The organism is Marinobacter sp. M1C, from assembly GCF_023314135.1.
Classification (GTDB): Bacteria; Pseudomonadota; Gammaproteobacteria; order Pseudomonadales; family Oleiphilaceae; genus Marinobacter.
On the sequence record NZ_CP092289.1, the window covers coordinates 3,467,173 to 3,481,126 of the forward strand.

Here is a 13,954-nt window from a genome sequence, read left to right on the forward strand (position 1 = left end):
CCCCTATGTGACATGGCACTCTGCAGGGAGGCAGAAATGAGCAATAAACTGATCCGCAACAGCACCGCCGAGTTTTTGATTTTCACCGGGCAATCGGGCGAGCAAAGCATTGAGGCGCGGTATGAAGATGAGTCCATCTGGCTGACGCAAAAGCTGATGGCCGAATTGTTTGGCGTTGATGTCCGCACCATCAATGAGCACCTAAGAAACATATTTAAATCCAATGAATTGGATGAGCGTTCAGTTATCCGGAAATTCCGGATAACTGCCGCAGACGGAAAAAACTACAACACCCAACACTATAGTCTCGACGCCATTATCTCTGTCGGCTACCGCGTCAACTCCCTGCGTGCTACTCAGTTCCGTCAGTGGGCCACCAACGTATTGCGTGAGTTCGCGATCAAGGGTTATGTGATCGACCGTGAGCGCATGGAGAACGGCAGCTTTCTGGGTGAGGATTACTTTGAACGCCTGCTGGAAGAGATCCGTGAAATCCGGCTTTCGGAGCGGCGCTTCTATCAGAAAATCACCGACATCTACGCCACCAGCCTGGATTACAACCTTGCGGCGCCTACCACCAACGCCTTCTTCGCCAAGGTGCAGCACAAACTGCATTACGCCATTCATGGCCATACCGCTGCCGAACTGGTAAAGCTGCGTGCCGACAGCAGCCAGCCAAATATGGGGCTGACCAGTTGGGCCAAGGCGCCTGAGGGCAAAATTCTCAAGACCGATGTGGGTACAGCTAAAAACTACCTAAGCAAGGATGAGCTGGATTCGTTGGGCAGAATAGTGAACGCCTACCTTGAGCTGGCGGAAAACCGCGCCAAACGTAAAATCCCGATGACGATGGAAGATTGGGCGAAACGCCTCGATGCTTTTCTGAAGTTTGATGAACGCGAAATTTTGCAAGATAGCGGCAGTATCAGCGCCGCGTTGGCCCGCCAATACGCCGAAAGTGAATTCGAAAGCTACCGTATCATCCAGGACCGCCTGTTCGTGAGCGACTTCGACAAGCTGGTCGAAAACAGCGATGGCGCGGCAGATATCAACTTACCCGTGAAAGACAAAACCCATAAGGATTCCGCTAAATGAGCCCGGCAAGTGCCCCGATCATCTCCAAAGTATGGAGCTTCCGAAGAGCTCCTTGGGGTCAGGTCTTGCGTTTTGCCTCTCGAACAATCTGGCTTACGCGACAATAATACAGGCTGAGACGATTACAACGAAATGGCAAGACAGGGGCAAAGCACAAGACCTGCCCCCAGCACTTCAATAGGCTTGAAGCCCATCTGCACGAGAATCAACGCGGCGAACAGACCTCAGGGCTGTGATCAAGGGGCAGTTGCAGTTCATTGATGCGAATCATGGGGCTTTCCTGGCCGGTGACGCTGGCAGAGGTAGATAACATCTGGGTACCATTAATCTGTCAGGTGCACAGACTGAGAGGGACAAGTTTACTTCGCACCCGCTAAAAGTCCATTGCTTGCTCTGCTTGCCGAGCCGATACCATGCCGTGCACCGCGGGTGCATAGACTGTCCATTTGATTGCCAGCCCGACTATCGCGGCGCAACAGAAAACCAGAAACGGCAGACCTAATACGCCGCCTGCCAAATTCACGAATGCATGGGGAAAGCCCGGTAATATGCGTACTGCACATTGAGTAAGAAAGTCGCTGCGTTTGCCAAGCAGGTTGAGTACCTGCCTGGCCAAATAGCCGGGTCTCCAGGTATCACCCAGACCCATACCAAAGCGATATGCACCCATTGCGCCGGCGACGCTGCCAACCAGCAGTACGCTGACGCTTAACAAAGGCGCATGAAAAGGTGCGATAAGCCAGAAGCACAGGCTGCCTGGCAGCCCAAGGCTCATCAGCACAGCCATGATTAGAACGATGCCAACCATAGCCATGGGATGACCCGCCAATTCGCCACCCCAGCGCCATAAGTAGCTGATCTCGATAGACAAAAGGATAGCCGTCACCGTCAACACCACTACCAGGCTCAGTAGCAGTATTAACAGCAATGATCGGGGTGCGAATCGTGATTTTTCAGACTCAGATGCAGTGGTTCCCGGGATAAGCGGTTGAAGCGAAATCAGAAGCCGTATAGGCGGCCATAATAGTAGCTGCCGGTAATGCTTCATTGGTACCTGATATTATACGAGACGTATACTGGTTGGGTTTTGATCACCAACTCATGCATGCAGTCCGAGGTACCCCTGGAATGATTAAACTCCTTCGATGGCTCATCAGAACCACAGTATTTTTGTTGGTTCTGCTGGCAGGCCCCGCACTGATTGCGGCCTGCAGTAGTCAGTCTGGCCAGAGCTGGCGTGACGCCGATCGCTCCAGCGCAGGCATTGCGCCACTACCGGGCCAGACCGAAGAAGCCATTGTGCAGGTTTATGGTGCCCGAGCTTATAATTGGCGCGGCAATTTTGCGGTGCATACCTGGATTGCGACCAAGGTGCGCGGGGCATCCACCTACGTGGTTCACGATGTCACTGGCTGGGGTTATAAGGCGGTGCGGTCCCGCCCCGGTGAGCCGGATACCGCTTGGTACGGCAACCCGCCGATGTTGCTGGCAGATCTTCGTGGTGAGAAAGCAGACGCCGCCATCATCAATATCCGGACAGCTATCGACGCCTACCCCTTCGCGAATGAATACAAAGCCTGGCCCGGGCCCAACAGCAATACCTTTGTAGCCTGGGTAATCCGGCAGGTACCCGAACTGAATGTTGCGCTGCCCAACACGGCCATCGGAAAAGACTATCTCGCTGACGGAGTATTTGCGAAAGCGCCCAGCGGTTCGGGCTACCAGTTCTCCCTCAATGGTTATTTCGGCCTTATGGCGAGTATCCGGGAAGGTGTTGAACTGAACATCCTCGGCCTCAACATGGGTATTGACCCTCTGGCTTTGGCCGTCAAATTACCCGGCATCGGGCACATTGGCCTGCGCGACCCCTGGATGGATCGCTCGACGTGGCACAAAGCCCCGGTTATGGGGCAGGTTTCAGACGCCAATTGACGGGGACAACATTAACCAGGCATAAAGCGCCCGCTTTGCGGAAAGCTCCTCGCGCAACCCTGCGCAACCCCTTGCTAGGCAAGCACGGGGATCTTTGCCTCAGCCAGCCGGATACCAGTCAATGTCTATTATAATTCTCACAGATATCCCAGAATGGGTTCGCCCCCTCGTTGACTTTTTAGAATCGAGGGGCATCAAAGTACAAGTCGCTGATGATCCGGAGGAGATCGTAGCGAATGGGTTGATCGTCAACCGCGTATCCGCCCTTCTTGCTGAGCGGGATAAGACTCGGGCGGATCGGATCACCCATTCTTTGCGAACCTGGGAGGCCGAGGGTAGATCTGTGATCAACGGATCACTCTGCTTCCAGATCGGCTACAGTAAGCTGGCTCAAGCCAAGCTTTTTACCGAGTGCGGAGTGCTTACGCCGCAAACGTACCCCGCCGTTCCCGGCGGACGCGCCATACATGGGCAAGCTGTCCTTCTCAAACCACCTGCAGGTGGTTTTGGGAGAGGAATTCGGATGCTTGAAGACGGCGCACCCGCCCCGGTCGGACTTTTCAGTCGAGAAGAAGGCTGGATTGAGCAAGAGATGCTAACCGCCGCAGACGGCTGCGTCCACCGGATCGAAGTCCTCGGCTCCGACATCCTTTACGAAGCCCGCTCACCGATTCAAGCTGACCAATTCAACTACTGCCTGGCTCACCCGGAATCGGATGTTACCCTCTTGCCTCCTCGCGAAATTGCCCCGAAGGTGACCGAGGCAGTCAAAAAAATTCTACGGGCCGCAAGGATGGAGCTCGGCGCAGTCGAGTACCTTCTGGATGAAAAGGACAATCCCGTTTTCATCGACCTGAACCCAGTTTCCAGCTTTCATCCCGGAGCGACAGCCGTCCTTGGTCGCGATCCCCTCGACGCCACCGCCTCCTATTTGATTCATAGATCTGAAGGATTTAAAGACAAGGGTCCAAGGTAAGTCTAGAAACAAGTTCCTCGAGGTCAGGTCTTGCTTTTTGCCTCTCGAACAATCTGACTTACGCGAGAATAATACAGACTGAGACGATGACAACGAAATGGCAAGACAGGGGCAAAACACAAGACCTGACCCCGGCACCTTTCACGCCCCCTGGATGGATCGCTCAACCTGGCACAAAGCCCCGGTTATTGAGCAGGTTTCAGATGCCAATTGACGGGCGGGCCTACCCGATTACCCTGTGCTAAGTGCCTCCAAACCCGCGTCCTTTAATCGAACGTTACCGGATTGGATAAGCCCTTGAACCTCGTTGGCGTCTACCGCCTCATGGTGGAGTTTGTGTATCCGGACCAAGTTTTCCAGTGCTTCTTCATTCATTGATGCTTCCTTTCAACAATATGTACTGTCCTTCCAGGACTTTCCTTAAAAAAGGGTTTTTATTGGCTCTACGTTTTTTAAACTCTTCTTGCTTGTAAAGGGTTGGGTTGATGGTACGGGAAAGCTTGATCTCTGCTGGCCCCAACGCTTCAAAGGCCTCCTCCAGGGTGAGGGAATCCGATACCAACATGAGGTCGATATCGCTATTGGCATGATCGGTTCTCTTCGCCACCGAACCGTAAATCAGGGCCAGATCGATTTTATCGCTAATCGAATTGAGAGCGTCTTCAACCTGTTGTTCTGGGCCGAGCAGCTTGGAAACAAGAGAAGACAACTCCGGAAAAACAGGCGAGTCCGGGTTGGCCTTATATCGTTTCTGGCGCCCCTGCAGCTTCACTTGCACCAGGCCGCTATCCACCAGACGTGCCAGTTCCCGTTGCACAGACCCCGAACCTGCTTCGGCATGCTCGATGAGCTCTTTGATCGAAAAGTCCCTTTTTTCACGCGCGAAAAACAGTCGCAGTACCTTTTGGCGGGTTTGTGAAAACAGGGCATCCGCCAACCCAGTGCATTTCGATGTTTTTACTGCTGGCATGTTAACGGTACCCCTAAAACCCATTTTGGGTAATACTATACCCAAAATGGGTATCATGGAACTGTTGGAGCCGAAGCTCATAAACCGGCAGCGTGTAGCGATAAACTTTCGCAACCAAATGGAAATGGCAAAACAAGGACTGTGATATGAAGAAAACCGCCCTGCTAATAGGTTTGGCCTTTACCTCTCTCTCAGCCTGTGCTCAAACCGATCAATTCATTACAGCCGCCTATGATGGCATGAAGTTCCAGGTACCCGAATCGCCCGTCATCGTTGGGTCGCTTGGTGCCAACAACGACATTCTGTTGGTCAAATATTCCCATACCATCGGCAAGCAATACATTAGTTTCGGGACAGAAAACATTCTCGAAACAGGAGGCTGCGGATGGTCTGACTTTTTCGAAGCGACACTGTCAGAGAACAAAGCCCACAGCTGTGATCAGGCTAGTGTAGAGTCTTTCCAGAGTGTGTTTGTTCAAGGTGGAGACTCTGGCACCTGGAAAATTGCAGATAAAGTCTATTACCACTTCCTGTCTGATCAGGGTGCCTCGTTTGTTTTCTTCCAGTCCAACAACGGTAACTTGATCAAGTTGGAATCTGACTTTCTTGATTCTGATGGTTTTCGGCGGGTGTTAGGGGATATCTAGGCGCCGTGGAAAACCGGGACAGATCTATTTTTCAGTTGGCACCGGGCACCTCTGCCCTCACCGTCAATAGGCGAGTTTTGATCTGAGCGGGAATCTCCAGTCCGAAGAATAGTCTGCGCATGGATCTATTCCTTATGAGTCATCTTGCGCACCACGCTACTGCCTATCGTAACGCGCCACCATCTGCGAATAGTATCCCAAGCATAGTTGGCCCCGTCCGTCGCTGCCATCGACTTACGGATCCCCAAGCCTCTGAAAAAAATCTGTCCCGGTTTTTCAAGATATTTTCCATAACTAGAGTTATCATATATGATAACTTAAAAATACAGAGCACCCATGGACTGGGACATTGAATTCTACAGAAAGGTAGACGAAGAATTGGCCGGGATGCCGCCCAAGATTCAGGCGAGAATGATCCGGCTGATGGAATTGATGGAAAAACACGGAGCGAACCTTGGGGAGCCACACACCAAGTCACTTGGTGATGAGCTGTTCGAGATTCGCGCAAAAGCCAAAGAAGGCATTGGAAGAGGTATTTTCTGCTATATGCAGGATAGGAAAATCATCATTCTCCATGTCTTTGTGAAGAAAGATCAAAAAATACCGAAGAAAGACCTAGAGCTAGCAAAAGTGCGTTTGAGGGAGGTCAAAAAGTTATGAGCTTCAAACAGTTTAAGCAGAAGGCACTCGAGAATCCTGAAGTGCGTAAAGAGTACGATGCCCTTCAGGAAGAATTCAACCTGATCGACCAACTGATCACCATGAGAACGAAAGCGGGCCTTACCCAAGAGGATCTTGCCAAGAAGCTGGGGACGAGCAAAAGCAACATCTCCAGACTTGAGCGTGGCCGGGGAAACCCTAGCTGGGGAACGCTCAGCAAGTACGCCGCAGCCTGTGGTTTTCGAGTGAAACTGGAAACCACAGAAAACGACCGAGTTTCCGTATAACCCCCGGAAAACCGGGACAGATCTATTTTTCAGTTGTCGGCCTTCCCGGCTTGCGAGTTTCAACTCTGATACCGATACGGTTTTCAATTTCATCGACGAACTTATTGCCGCCAGTCAGCTTGTTGCTATTGATCGCCGCGCGAATCAATTCATCTGACGGCGAACCATTTTCCTGCCCAACAAACTGCCGATACGCCTCAACCCTCAGAAAAGCCGCGAAAATAAATCTGTCCCGGTTTTCCTATGTGTGTGCCGCTCCAGCGTACCTTGCCGAATTCGGTGAGCCTCATAAATTATCAGACCTAAACCATCATAATTGTTTGCAGGGATCAGCTGACCATTGGCACTTTCAGGACGAAGGTAAAACGCGCAATATAAATATTAGTGGCAATCTGCGCTGCAACTCCGGCCGCGCCCTGGTGGATGCCGCGTTAAAAGGGCTTGGCATTGTGCAACTTCCTGGGGATTACGCGTTGAGCTATATCCGTAGCGGGCGATTTACCCTCATAACAGGCATCTGTTACCCAAAGTACGCATGCTGATCGATTATCTTGACGAAGAATTATCCGGCCATTCTGCTCTTGCGCATTGACTGGCTGTAAATAGTACTAAACAGATATAGTTCAATCGTATTTTTGCTATCGCCAAAGGAGACCTGACCAATGGCGCAAAATAAATCGAAGAGCGTCCCATGCGATCCTGACCATTGCATTCAGGTGCGGGGTGCGCGCGTCCACAATCTCAAGAACATCGATGTCGATTTGCCTCGCAACGCGCTCGTTGTTTTTACTGGCATCTCCGGATCTGGAAAGTCTTCGCTTGCGTTTGGAACATTGTTTGCGGAATCCCAACGCCGTTATCTTGATTCTGTGTCGCCCTACGCGCGCCGGCTGATTGACCAGGTTGACGAACCAGACGTTGATGCCATTGACGGACTTCCGCCCGCAGTCGCGCTTCAACAACAGCGAGGAGCGCCGTCGGCCCGTTCATCGGTCGGTAGCGTTACGACGATTTCCAACGGCCTTCGCATGCTGTATTCGCGGGCCGGGCAGTATCCCCGTGGCCAGCAAATATTGTATGCCGACTCGTTTTCGCCAAATACACCGGAAGGTGCCTGCCCTCGGTGCCATGGCATCGGGCGGGTGTTTGAAGTGACTGAAAAGTTGCTCGTTCCTGATGACACGAAAACCATTCGAAATCGCGCTATCGCAGCGTGGCCACCAGCGTGGCAAGGTCAGAACCTGCGCGACATACTTGTTTCACTCGGCTACGACATCGATAAGCCGTGGAAAGACCTGCCACAAAAAACCCGAGACTGGGTTCTGTTTACTGATGAGACACCCGTTGTGCCGGTTTATGCAGGGTTCAGTCCCGATGAAACGCGCATGGCGAAAGAGCAAGACCTGCCGTCCAGTTACACCGGGACATTTACCAGTGCGCGACGCTATATATTGCATTCGTTTGCGACAACGCAAAGCCATCGTACTAAGAAACGCGTCTCTCAGTTCATGCAGATTTCCGTGTGTCCGGACTGCAACGGCAAAAAATTGAAACACAAGTCGCTGTCGGTGAAATTTGCAGGGCTGGATATTGGTGAGTTGTCGCAACTCACGTTGAGCGAACTCGCCCAGCGGCTACGCGATGCTTCCATCGCAAAACCCGTAGCGCAAGACTTGCACCCGGAAAAGGTGATCGTGGCACAGCGAATCGCCCGCGACATTTTGGCCCGTGTCGAAGCGCTTACAACTCTTGGTTTGGGTTACCTATCGCTGGAACGCAGCACACCAACCTTGTCGCCGGGCGAACTGCAACGTCTGCGGCTTGCAACGCAAATTCGGTCGCAGTTGTTTGGTGTGGTCTATGTTCTTGACGAGCCGTCGGCAGGGTTGCACCCGTCTGACACATTGGCACTGCTGGGTGCGCTGGATGAGCTCAAACGTGCTGGCAACTCATTGTTTGTTGTCGAGCATGATGACAGCGTTATTCGGCACGCCGACTGGATTGTGGACATTGGGCCAGACGCGGGAGTGCACGGCGGCGAAGTTGTCTACAATGGCCCGATAGACGGTCTGCGCGAGGTTAGTGAATCCCATACCGGGCGATATCTGTTCTCACCGGACATCGTTATGGAGCACACGCCGCGGCAAACGACACGCTGGTTGAAGCTGGAGGGGGTCAAGCGAAACAACCTCCAAGGTCTGGACGTTGAGTTTCCTTTAGGCGTTTTGACAACGGTTACTGGTGTGTCGGGCTCGGGCAAATCGAGCCTTGTCAGTCAGGCCCTCGTCGAACTGGTTGGCGAATCGTTGGGGCAAAAGAAAACCACTGAAACCGCCAATGGTGAAATCGACCTGCTGGAACAAGAACTGGAAACGCACACCGCCGGGCGAGTTGCTTATGGCATGGAGCACATTCGGCGCTTGGTCACCGTTGACCAAAAAGCGATTGGGCCAACCCGCAACCGAACTTTCGGGCGGCGAAGCGCAACGAATAAAGCTCGCGACCGAACTGCAACGCGCGCAGCGAAGTGACACACTTTATGTGCTGGATGAACCCACCACAGGCCTCCACCCGGCTGACGTGACGATGTTGACGACACAGTTGAATGGATTGGTCGACGCAGGTAACACCGTCATCATGGTCGCACACAATATGCTGGTTGCCAGGGGCAGTGACTGGATCATCGACATCGGCCCCGGCGCTGGCGATGCAGGCGGCACCGTTGTCGCCCAAGGTTCGCCTGCGAGTGTGGCAAGATCGAAGAACAGCCGAACAGCCCCCTTCTTGCTCCCGTAGCGCTTGCCGATTCTATATTGTTGTTGGCTGGTAAAAATGAATTGCTGAATGGGGCGATTATCCCGACGCGGAAATAGTGTAAATTCTCAACAACAATCACTGTACGAACAAAAAATTCATCCATCAAAAGCAAGGCAAGCCCTACATGACTGAAAAGAAAACCGGGACAGATCTATTTTTCAAATCAGCTCCAAGCCATCAGAGAAGCCGCAAAAATAAATCTGTCCCGGTTTTCTCGCCGCATCACAGCCGTTATCGGTGCAGCTACCGATCAGGAAGAAGCCGATTGCCTGCGGTATCTGATGCAGTGTCAGCAGGCGTTGATCGGCTGCTGGCATACGTCCCATCCGCCGGAGCCGGCACGAAAAGCCATGCAGGTAGAACCGTTGACCGTGTTCCAGTTGAATTTTTCGGACACCCTGAGGCTCCACCTGGGCATTTTAACCGAGGCGTTTATTCGCTACCAGATAAGCGACTGAAAGGAGCATTCAATGACGTTTGATTTCCACGGCCGGCGCGTCATCGTCGCTGGCGGCAGCAAGGGTATTGGCCGGGCCATTGCCTTGGGATTTGCCCGAGCCGGTGCCAGCGTTTCCGTGTGCGCGCGCGGGCAGGCGTCCCTGGACGCACTGGCGGAAGAAGTGGCAGGCGAGGGGCTGGCGCTGCATGTGGCCTCCTGCGACATCGGCGATAAGGCCGCGCTGGAGACCTATCTGCAGAGCGCCATGGGCGAGTTGGGCGGCCTGGACGTGCTGGTCAATTGCGCCTCGGCGTTCGGGCGGGAGGACAACGAAGAAGGCTGGCTGAGCAGCGTTGAGGTGGATCTGATGGGCACGGTTCGCGCCGGCCATACCTGCCTGCCAGCGCTTAAGGAAACCGGGGGCACGATCATCAACATTGCCTCCATCGCTGCCCTGCACGCCTCGACACGCACCGCCCCCTACGCGGCCATCAAGGCCGCCGTCGCTCACTACACCGGCAGCCTGGCGGTGGCCATGGCCCCGCATAAAGTGCGTGTTAATGGCATTGCCCCGGGCTCGATCGAGTTCCCGGGCGGCGTCTGGGATCAGGCCCGTCAGCACAATCCGGAGCTCTACGAGCGTATTCGCGGGGGGATTCCCTTCGGGCGCCTGGGCACGCCGGAGGAAGTCGCCGACGTGGCGCTGTTCCTGGCCTCCGATCTGGCCCGGTGGATGACCGGCCAGACGCTGGTGGTGGACGGCGGCCAGGTTCTGTCCTGAGCCAACCCGCCCCCAAAGCAGGTCTGTCGGAAAAACACCATCGGACAGACCTATTATTCGTGTTAGCAACTCGTTCCAGTGTTGTGTCTACTGAGCGGTCTCAAAAATAAATCTGTCCCGGTTTTCCGCCGCCTGACCTACCGGCAGTTCATTCAGTTAGCGAGTGAGATCTTCAATGCCGACGGCCAATACAAGGTACTCAAGCGCTGGCAGCTGAAGCTGGCCGGGTTGCTGAATCAGCAAGTCCGGGATGCGGCGGAACTGTTACAACGCTACCAGGTGGACAACATTTTCGTGTCTGACAAGTTCAAAAAACGCTTTCCGGAGTTTCGCGTAACAACCTTTCGTGAGGGTTTGACGGCGTCGGTTACTGGTGGTTAAGCCACTATGTGTTTCCTGAGAACTTCGAACCCGTAACCCTGAATGCCAGTGAACAGGATTCACTCAACAACAAACTGAATACTCTGGGCATTGATACCCAAGGCGGCAGAACCCTGCGAGTAAATGCCGGTGTGGAATTGTCTTTTGCCAACGGTCGACCCCTGGTTAAGTTAAAGGGCGTCAGCCTCATGGGCGTACCCATTCCGAATGCCTGGCTGGGTAACCTCAAGAATGTGGACCTGGTTAACGAGTTCGGCGCCAACCCGGGATTCTGGCAATCCTTTGCAGCGGGTGTGGATTATATCCAGGTTGAGGATGGCCGGTTGCTTGTCCGGCTTAAGGAATAGCGCCTGCCGGGCAAACTCCGCATCCGGCCACAGCAACAACCAGCCGAGAACCGTGACAAGAATGTCCTATACATCAAGAACCCGGAGAAATAAGTCCATTCTGCGATCTGCCGGCACTGTCGACAGACCCCAGCGACAGCACCCCCAGGCCGATCAAGTCCCTGCGGCCTGTTCCACAGCGGCGTCTATTTTCTCAATGGCCTGCCGGAGGACCTTTTCGGACTCTCCATGCTTGCCCGCCTTGTGAAGCGACTCGCCCTTCGCTCGGAGTTTCTCAACTTCGGCCCTTGTGCCTGCATCCAAATCTGCGGACTCCATCTGAGAGTCGACCTGCTTCATCAGAGTGGGACACTGGCTACTGAGAGCCGGTGCGGAAAAAAGCAGCGTTGCCAGTAAAACAAAAAGATAGCGCATGATTGTTCTCCCTTTATTTCATCCATCCACTCAAAAGCATAGTCGATCCAAAGGAAAAGCAGGAAGTAATCGTCCAATGATGCTCACACAACCCGTGCGCATGACCAGGCAGATCAGCGTTGCTATACTGAACAAGGACCACCTGCTTCTCCATATGGGCCATAACAGGTGAATACATGTCACGCTCGGTAGGACTTTCCCATGCCCACGTATACTGTTGTCAACGCCAGTTTAAAACTGACCCACTTATTGGCAATATCGCCAATCTAAAACTGACCCACCCTGGGCGTTTAAGTATTGGTTAATAGGTCTTGGCTGCTGGTTGAGATCGGTGCGGTACCCGCCATTTTCTTATCCTTCAATCGATAACTTTCTCCCCGGATTTGGACGATGTGCGCGTGGTGTAACAGCCGATCCAATAGCGCAGCGGTTAATGTCGTGTCGCCATAGAAGGCACTGGCCCACTGTGAGAATGGGAGGTTACTGGTGACGATGACACTGCCGTGCTCGTAGCGTTTGGCGATGACATTGAAGAACAGATTGGCCTCTTCGCGACCAAATGGCAGATAGCCGATTTCGTCGATGATCAATAGCCGTGGCGCTAAGATACTGCGTTTTAAGTACTGATCCAGACGTTCCTGTTTTCGGGCAATGACCAGTTGCAGCATCATGTCGGCCGCGGCAATGAAGCGCGTTTTAATGCCTTGGCTGACGGCTTTGTGGCCCAGGCTGATGGCCAGGTGGCTTTTGCCAACGCCACTGGGGCCCAGAAGCACCACGTTCTCTGCTCGCTCTACAAAGGCCATGCTCGTCAGTTCATTCAGCTGTTTACGCGGGGCTCCGCTGGCGAACTTGAAATCATAATCTTCAAATAACTTTCGCCCCGGGAAACCCGCGAACTTCAGCAACGTCTCTCGGGATCGTTGTGACCGGGCGTTCAGTTCCAGGTTTAATAGCTGTTCCAGGAAGTCAGCCAGGGTGCCTTCGTTTGAAGCAGAATGGTCGGCGATAGCCGCCCATTCACTGGCCAAGGTATCAAGTTTTAGGCTTGCGCAGGCGTGCTCGATACGTTGATGTTGCAGGTTCATAGGCGAGCCTCCAACAGCCGGTCGTACACGCTGAGGGGATGCTGAAAGCTCTCTGTCGGAACAGGTCGGATTGAGGCCGGCGCTTGTTGTACCACCGGTTGTGGCCGTGATGGCAGCGGCGCGAGCTCAAAGCGTTCTTGATCCAGCCGTATCTGAGGTTTAACACCGGTGGTGCCGTGAATGCGCTGATGCGCTATCAACTCAAGCCAAGGCCCTATGTGAGCGTTGGCCGTGGCCACGTCCAACCTCAGTCCAGCCTGGTTCAGGGTGGCCGCCAGAGGCGTGATGAAGCTGCCCTTCAAATAACCATTGAAGCGCTCAACCTTGCCCTTGGTGCGAGCTCGGTAGGGCCGGCAGGCGCGGGCGATAAAACCGTAATCCTGAGCCGTTGCCAACAGTTGAGCATTCCAGCGATGGCGGCCTTCGCCGTAAGCATCACGCTCGATCATGATGGTCTTGGCGTTGTCGAACAGGATCTCCTGGGGGACTCCGCCAAAGTAATGGCAGGCCTCTTCGATGCCTTGCAACCAGTCTTCCTGGCGCTCGTGCTCGGAGAACCGGACGTAAGTGGCACGACTGAACCCCAGCGTGGCCACAAAGGCTTTGATCTTGCGCCGGTGACGGGAAATGGTCGTAAAGTCGACCTGCATCTGCTTGCCAGGCGGCGTCTCAAAGCGAACCACCGGATCAGATTCGACGGTTTTGAAGTCGGCAATGTAGGACTTGAGCCGGCTGATCCCGCCGGCATAGCCGCGGTCCTGGATCTCTCTTAACAGCACGGTTGCCGGTATCCAGTGTGGCTTCGCGGCTTCGATCCGCGCCAGCAAATAGTCTTTATAGGAATCCAGCTTAGTCGCTCTCTGCGTTCGGTCGGGATAGGTGGGCACCGCGCTCAGATCCCGCAGATAGCGGCGCACGGTGTTGCGGGACACGCCCAGTTTCTGAGCGATGGCGCGAATACTCTCGCCCTGACGATGCAATACATGAATTTCCACAAGTGTCTCCTGAGTCAACATCGGCCGCCGCTCTGATCGTGTGATTAAGCGGCTATTTTGCCTCAGGTGGGTCAATTTTAAGTTGGCGTTGGTGGGTCAGTATTACTGTGGCGGTGACATACTGT

The 13,954-nt window shown here is 53.8% G+C and carries 18 protein-coding genes and 1 pseudogene; 12 read left to right on the forward strand and 7 right to left on the reverse strand.

What is annotated here, in order from left to right; translation table 11 throughout:
• The first annotated feature begins 36 nt into the window (after positions 1–36).
• A complete protein-coding gene (locus MIH19_RS16265) occupies positions 37–1,095 on the forward strand; it encodes a virulence RhuM family protein (protein ID WP_249005865.1) in 1,059 nt (352 codons plus the stop codon).
• Between the two features lie 373 nt (positions 1,096–1,468).
• On the opposite strand, the gene MIH19_RS16270 is transcribed toward MIH19_RS16265, so the two are convergent.
• Positions 1,469–1,981, reverse strand: coding sequence for a hypothetical protein (locus MIH19_RS16270; protein ID WP_249005866.1), 513 nt, complete (start codon positions 1,979–1,981; stop codon positions 1,469–1,471).
• A gap of 242 nt (positions 1,982–2,223) precedes the next feature.
• On the opposite strand from MIH19_RS16270, the gene MIH19_RS16275 reads away from it, so the two are divergent.
• Together MIH19_RS16275 and MIH19_RS16280 are read left to right on the forward strand one after the other, a co-directional pair.
• Complete coding sequence (locus MIH19_RS16275; RefSeq protein WP_249005867.1) at positions 2,224–3,027, forward strand: DUF3750 domain-containing protein; 804 nt, start codon at positions 2,224–2,226, stop codon at positions 3,025–3,027.
• 121 nt (positions 3,028–3,148) lie between these two features.
• Positions 3,149–4,003 carry a hypothetical protein gene (locus tag MIH19_RS16280; protein WP_249005868.1) on the forward strand — a complete coding sequence of 285 codons (855 nt, stop codon included), beginning with the start codon at positions 3,149–3,151 and terminating at the stop codon, positions 4,001–4,003.
• 231 nt (positions 4,004–4,234) lie between these two features.
• Here MIH19_RS16280 and MIH19_RS16285 read toward each other — a convergent pair whose 3' ends face one another.
• Positions 4,235–4,378 (reverse strand): hypothetical protein, encoded by a 144-nt coding sequence (locus tag MIH19_RS16285; protein WP_249005869.1) that lies wholly within the window; start codon positions 4,376–4,378, stop codon positions 4,235–4,237.
• Positions 4,371–4,973: a transcriptional regulator gene (locus MIH19_RS16290; RefSeq protein ID WP_249005870.1), complete on the reverse strand. Its 603-nt coding sequence runs from the start codon at positions 4,971–4,973 to the stop codon at positions 4,371–4,373. The genes MIH19_RS16285 and MIH19_RS16290 overlap by 8 nt, the downstream gene beginning before the upstream one ends.
• A 146-nt stretch (positions 4,974–5,119) precedes the next feature.
• On the opposite strand from MIH19_RS16290, the gene MIH19_RS16295 reads away from it, so the two are divergent.
• The 5 genes and pseudogenes from MIH19_RS16295 (at position 5,120) to MIH19_RS16315 (ending at position 9,363) form a co-directional block, all read left to right on the forward strand.
• On the forward strand, positions 5,120–5,620 hold the full coding sequence (locus MIH19_RS16295) for a hypothetical protein (RefSeq protein ID WP_249005871.1): 501 nt from the start codon (positions 5,120–5,122) through the stop codon (positions 5,618–5,620).
• Between the two features lie 336 nt (positions 5,621–5,956).
• Complete coding sequence (locus MIH19_RS16300; RefSeq protein WP_249005872.1) at positions 5,957–6,280, forward strand: type II toxin-antitoxin system RelE/ParE family toxin; 324 nt, start codon at positions 5,957–5,959, stop codon at positions 6,278–6,280.
• Complete coding sequence (locus tag MIH19_RS16305) at positions 6,277–6,567, forward strand: helix-turn-helix transcriptional regulator (protein WP_249005873.1); 291 nt, start codon at positions 6,277–6,279, stop codon at positions 6,565–6,567. The genes MIH19_RS16300 and MIH19_RS16305 overlap by 4 nt, the downstream gene beginning before the upstream one ends.
• Before the next feature lie 245 nt (positions 6,568–6,812).
• Positions 6,813–7,109 (forward strand): LysR substrate-binding domain-containing protein, encoded by a 297-nt coding sequence (locus tag MIH19_RS16310; RefSeq protein ID WP_249005874.1) that lies wholly within the window; start codon positions 6,813–6,815, stop codon positions 7,107–7,109.
• Between the two features lie 120 nt (positions 7,110–7,229).
• Positions 7,230–9,363 (forward strand): annotated as a pseudogene (locus MIH19_RS16315) (excinuclease ABC subunit UvrA).
• Between the two features lie 179 nt (positions 9,364–9,542).
• Here MIH19_RS16315 and MIH19_RS22550 read toward each other — a convergent pair.
• Positions 9,543–9,701 carry a hypothetical protein gene (locus tag MIH19_RS22550; RefSeq protein ID WP_349292880.1) on the reverse strand — a complete coding sequence of 53 codons (159 nt, stop codon included), beginning with the start codon at positions 9,699–9,701 and terminating at the stop codon, positions 9,543–9,545.
• Between MIH19_RS22550 and MIH19_RS16320 the strand changes: the two genes are divergently transcribed.
• From MIH19_RS16320 to MIH19_RS16335, 4 genes are all read left to right on the forward strand, one after another.
• The gene (locus MIH19_RS16320; RefSeq protein ID WP_349292910.1) at positions 9,654–9,842 is read left to right on the forward strand and encodes a hypothetical protein; all 189 of its coding nucleotides are present in this window, start codon (positions 9,654–9,656) and stop codon (positions 9,840–9,842) included. The two genes, MIH19_RS22550 and MIH19_RS16320, sit on opposite strands and share 48 nt — an antisense overlap.
• Before the next feature lie 12 nt (positions 9,843–9,854).
• A complete protein-coding gene (locus tag MIH19_RS16325) occupies positions 9,855–10,604 on the forward strand; it encodes an SDR family NAD(P)-dependent oxidoreductase (RefSeq protein WP_249005875.1) in 750 nt (249 codons plus the stop codon).
• Between the two features lie 78 nt (positions 10,605–10,682).
• Positions 10,683–10,985 carry a hypothetical protein gene (locus MIH19_RS16330; RefSeq protein ID WP_249005876.1) on the forward strand — a complete coding sequence of 101 codons (303 nt, stop codon included), beginning with the start codon at positions 10,683–10,685 and terminating at the stop codon, positions 10,983–10,985.
• Between the two features lie 8 nt (positions 10,986–10,993).
• Positions 10,994–11,332: a hypothetical protein gene (locus tag MIH19_RS16335; RefSeq protein WP_249005877.1), complete on the forward strand. Its 339-nt coding sequence runs from the start codon at positions 10,994–10,996 to the stop codon at positions 11,330–11,332.
• Positions 11,333–11,485: 153 nt separating this feature from the next.
• Here MIH19_RS16335 and MIH19_RS16340 read toward each other — a convergent pair whose 3' ends face one another.
• The 3 genes from MIH19_RS16340 to istA all read right to left on the reverse strand — a co-directional run bounded on the left by MIH19_RS16340 (position 11,486) and on the right by istA (position 13,850).
• Complete coding sequence (locus MIH19_RS16340; protein ID WP_249005878.1) at positions 11,486–11,746, reverse strand: hypothetical protein; 261 nt, start codon at positions 11,744–11,746, stop codon at positions 11,486–11,488.
• Between the two features lie 290 nt (positions 11,747–12,036).
• Complete coding sequence (istB, locus tag MIH19_RS16345; protein WP_249005879.1) at positions 12,037–12,834, reverse strand: IS21-like element helper ATPase IstB; 798 nt, start codon at positions 12,832–12,834, stop codon at positions 12,037–12,039.
• Positions 12,831–13,850, reverse strand: coding sequence for an IS21 family transposase (gene istA / locus MIH19_RS16350; RefSeq protein ID WP_249005880.1), 1,020 nt, complete (start codon positions 13,848–13,850; stop codon positions 12,831–12,833). Before istA ends, istB begins: the two co-directional genes overlap by 4 nt.
• Positions 13,851–13,954: the final 104 nt, after the last annotated feature.

Coding starts and splice junctions, on each gene's coding strand:
- MIH19_RS16265 (WP_249005865.1), top strand. CDS start 37: ATGAGCAATAAACTGATCCGCAACAGCACCGCCGAGTTTTTGATTTTC.
- MIH19_RS16275 (WP_249005867.1), top strand. CDS start 2,224: ATGATTAAACTCCTTCGATGGCTCATCAGAACCACAGTATTTTTGTTG.
- MIH19_RS16280 (WP_249005868.1), top strand. CDS start 3,149: ATGTCTATTATAATTCTCACAGATATCCCAGAATGGGTTCGCCCCCTC.
- MIH19_RS16285 (WP_249005869.1), bottom strand. CDS start 4,378: ATGAATGAAGAAGCACTGGAAAACTTGGTCCGGATACACAAACTCCAC.
- MIH19_RS16290 (WP_249005870.1), bottom strand. CDS start 4,973: ATGCCAGCAGTAAAAACATCGAAATGCACTGGGTTGGCGGATGCCCTG.
- MIH19_RS16295 (WP_249005871.1), top strand. CDS start 5,120: ATGAAGAAAACCGCCCTGCTAATAGGTTTGGCCTTTACCTCTCTCTCA.
- MIH19_RS16300 (WP_249005872.1), top strand. CDS start 5,957: ATGGACTGGGACATTGAATTCTACAGAAAGGTAGACGAAGAATTGGCC.
- MIH19_RS16305 (WP_249005873.1), top strand. CDS start 6,277: ATGAGCTTCAAACAGTTTAAGCAGAAGGCACTCGAGAATCCTGAAGTG.
- MIH19_RS22550 (WP_349292880.1), bottom strand. CDS start 9,701: ATGCCAGCAGCCGATCAACGCCTGCTGACACTGCATCAGATACCGCAG.
- MIH19_RS16325 (WP_249005875.1), top strand. CDS start 9,855: ATGACGTTTGATTTCCACGGCCGGCGCGTCATCGTCGCTGGCGGCAGC.
- MIH19_RS16340 (WP_249005878.1), bottom strand. CDS start 11,746: ATGCGCTATCTTTTTGTTTTACTGGCAACGCTGCTTTTTTCCGCACCG.
- istB (WP_249005879.1), bottom strand. CDS start 12,834: ATGAACCTGCAACATCAACGTATCGAGCACGCCTGCGCAAGCCTAAAA.
- istA (WP_249005880.1), bottom strand. CDS start 13,850: ATGTTGACTCAGGAGACACTTGTGGAAATTCATGTATTGCATCGTCAG.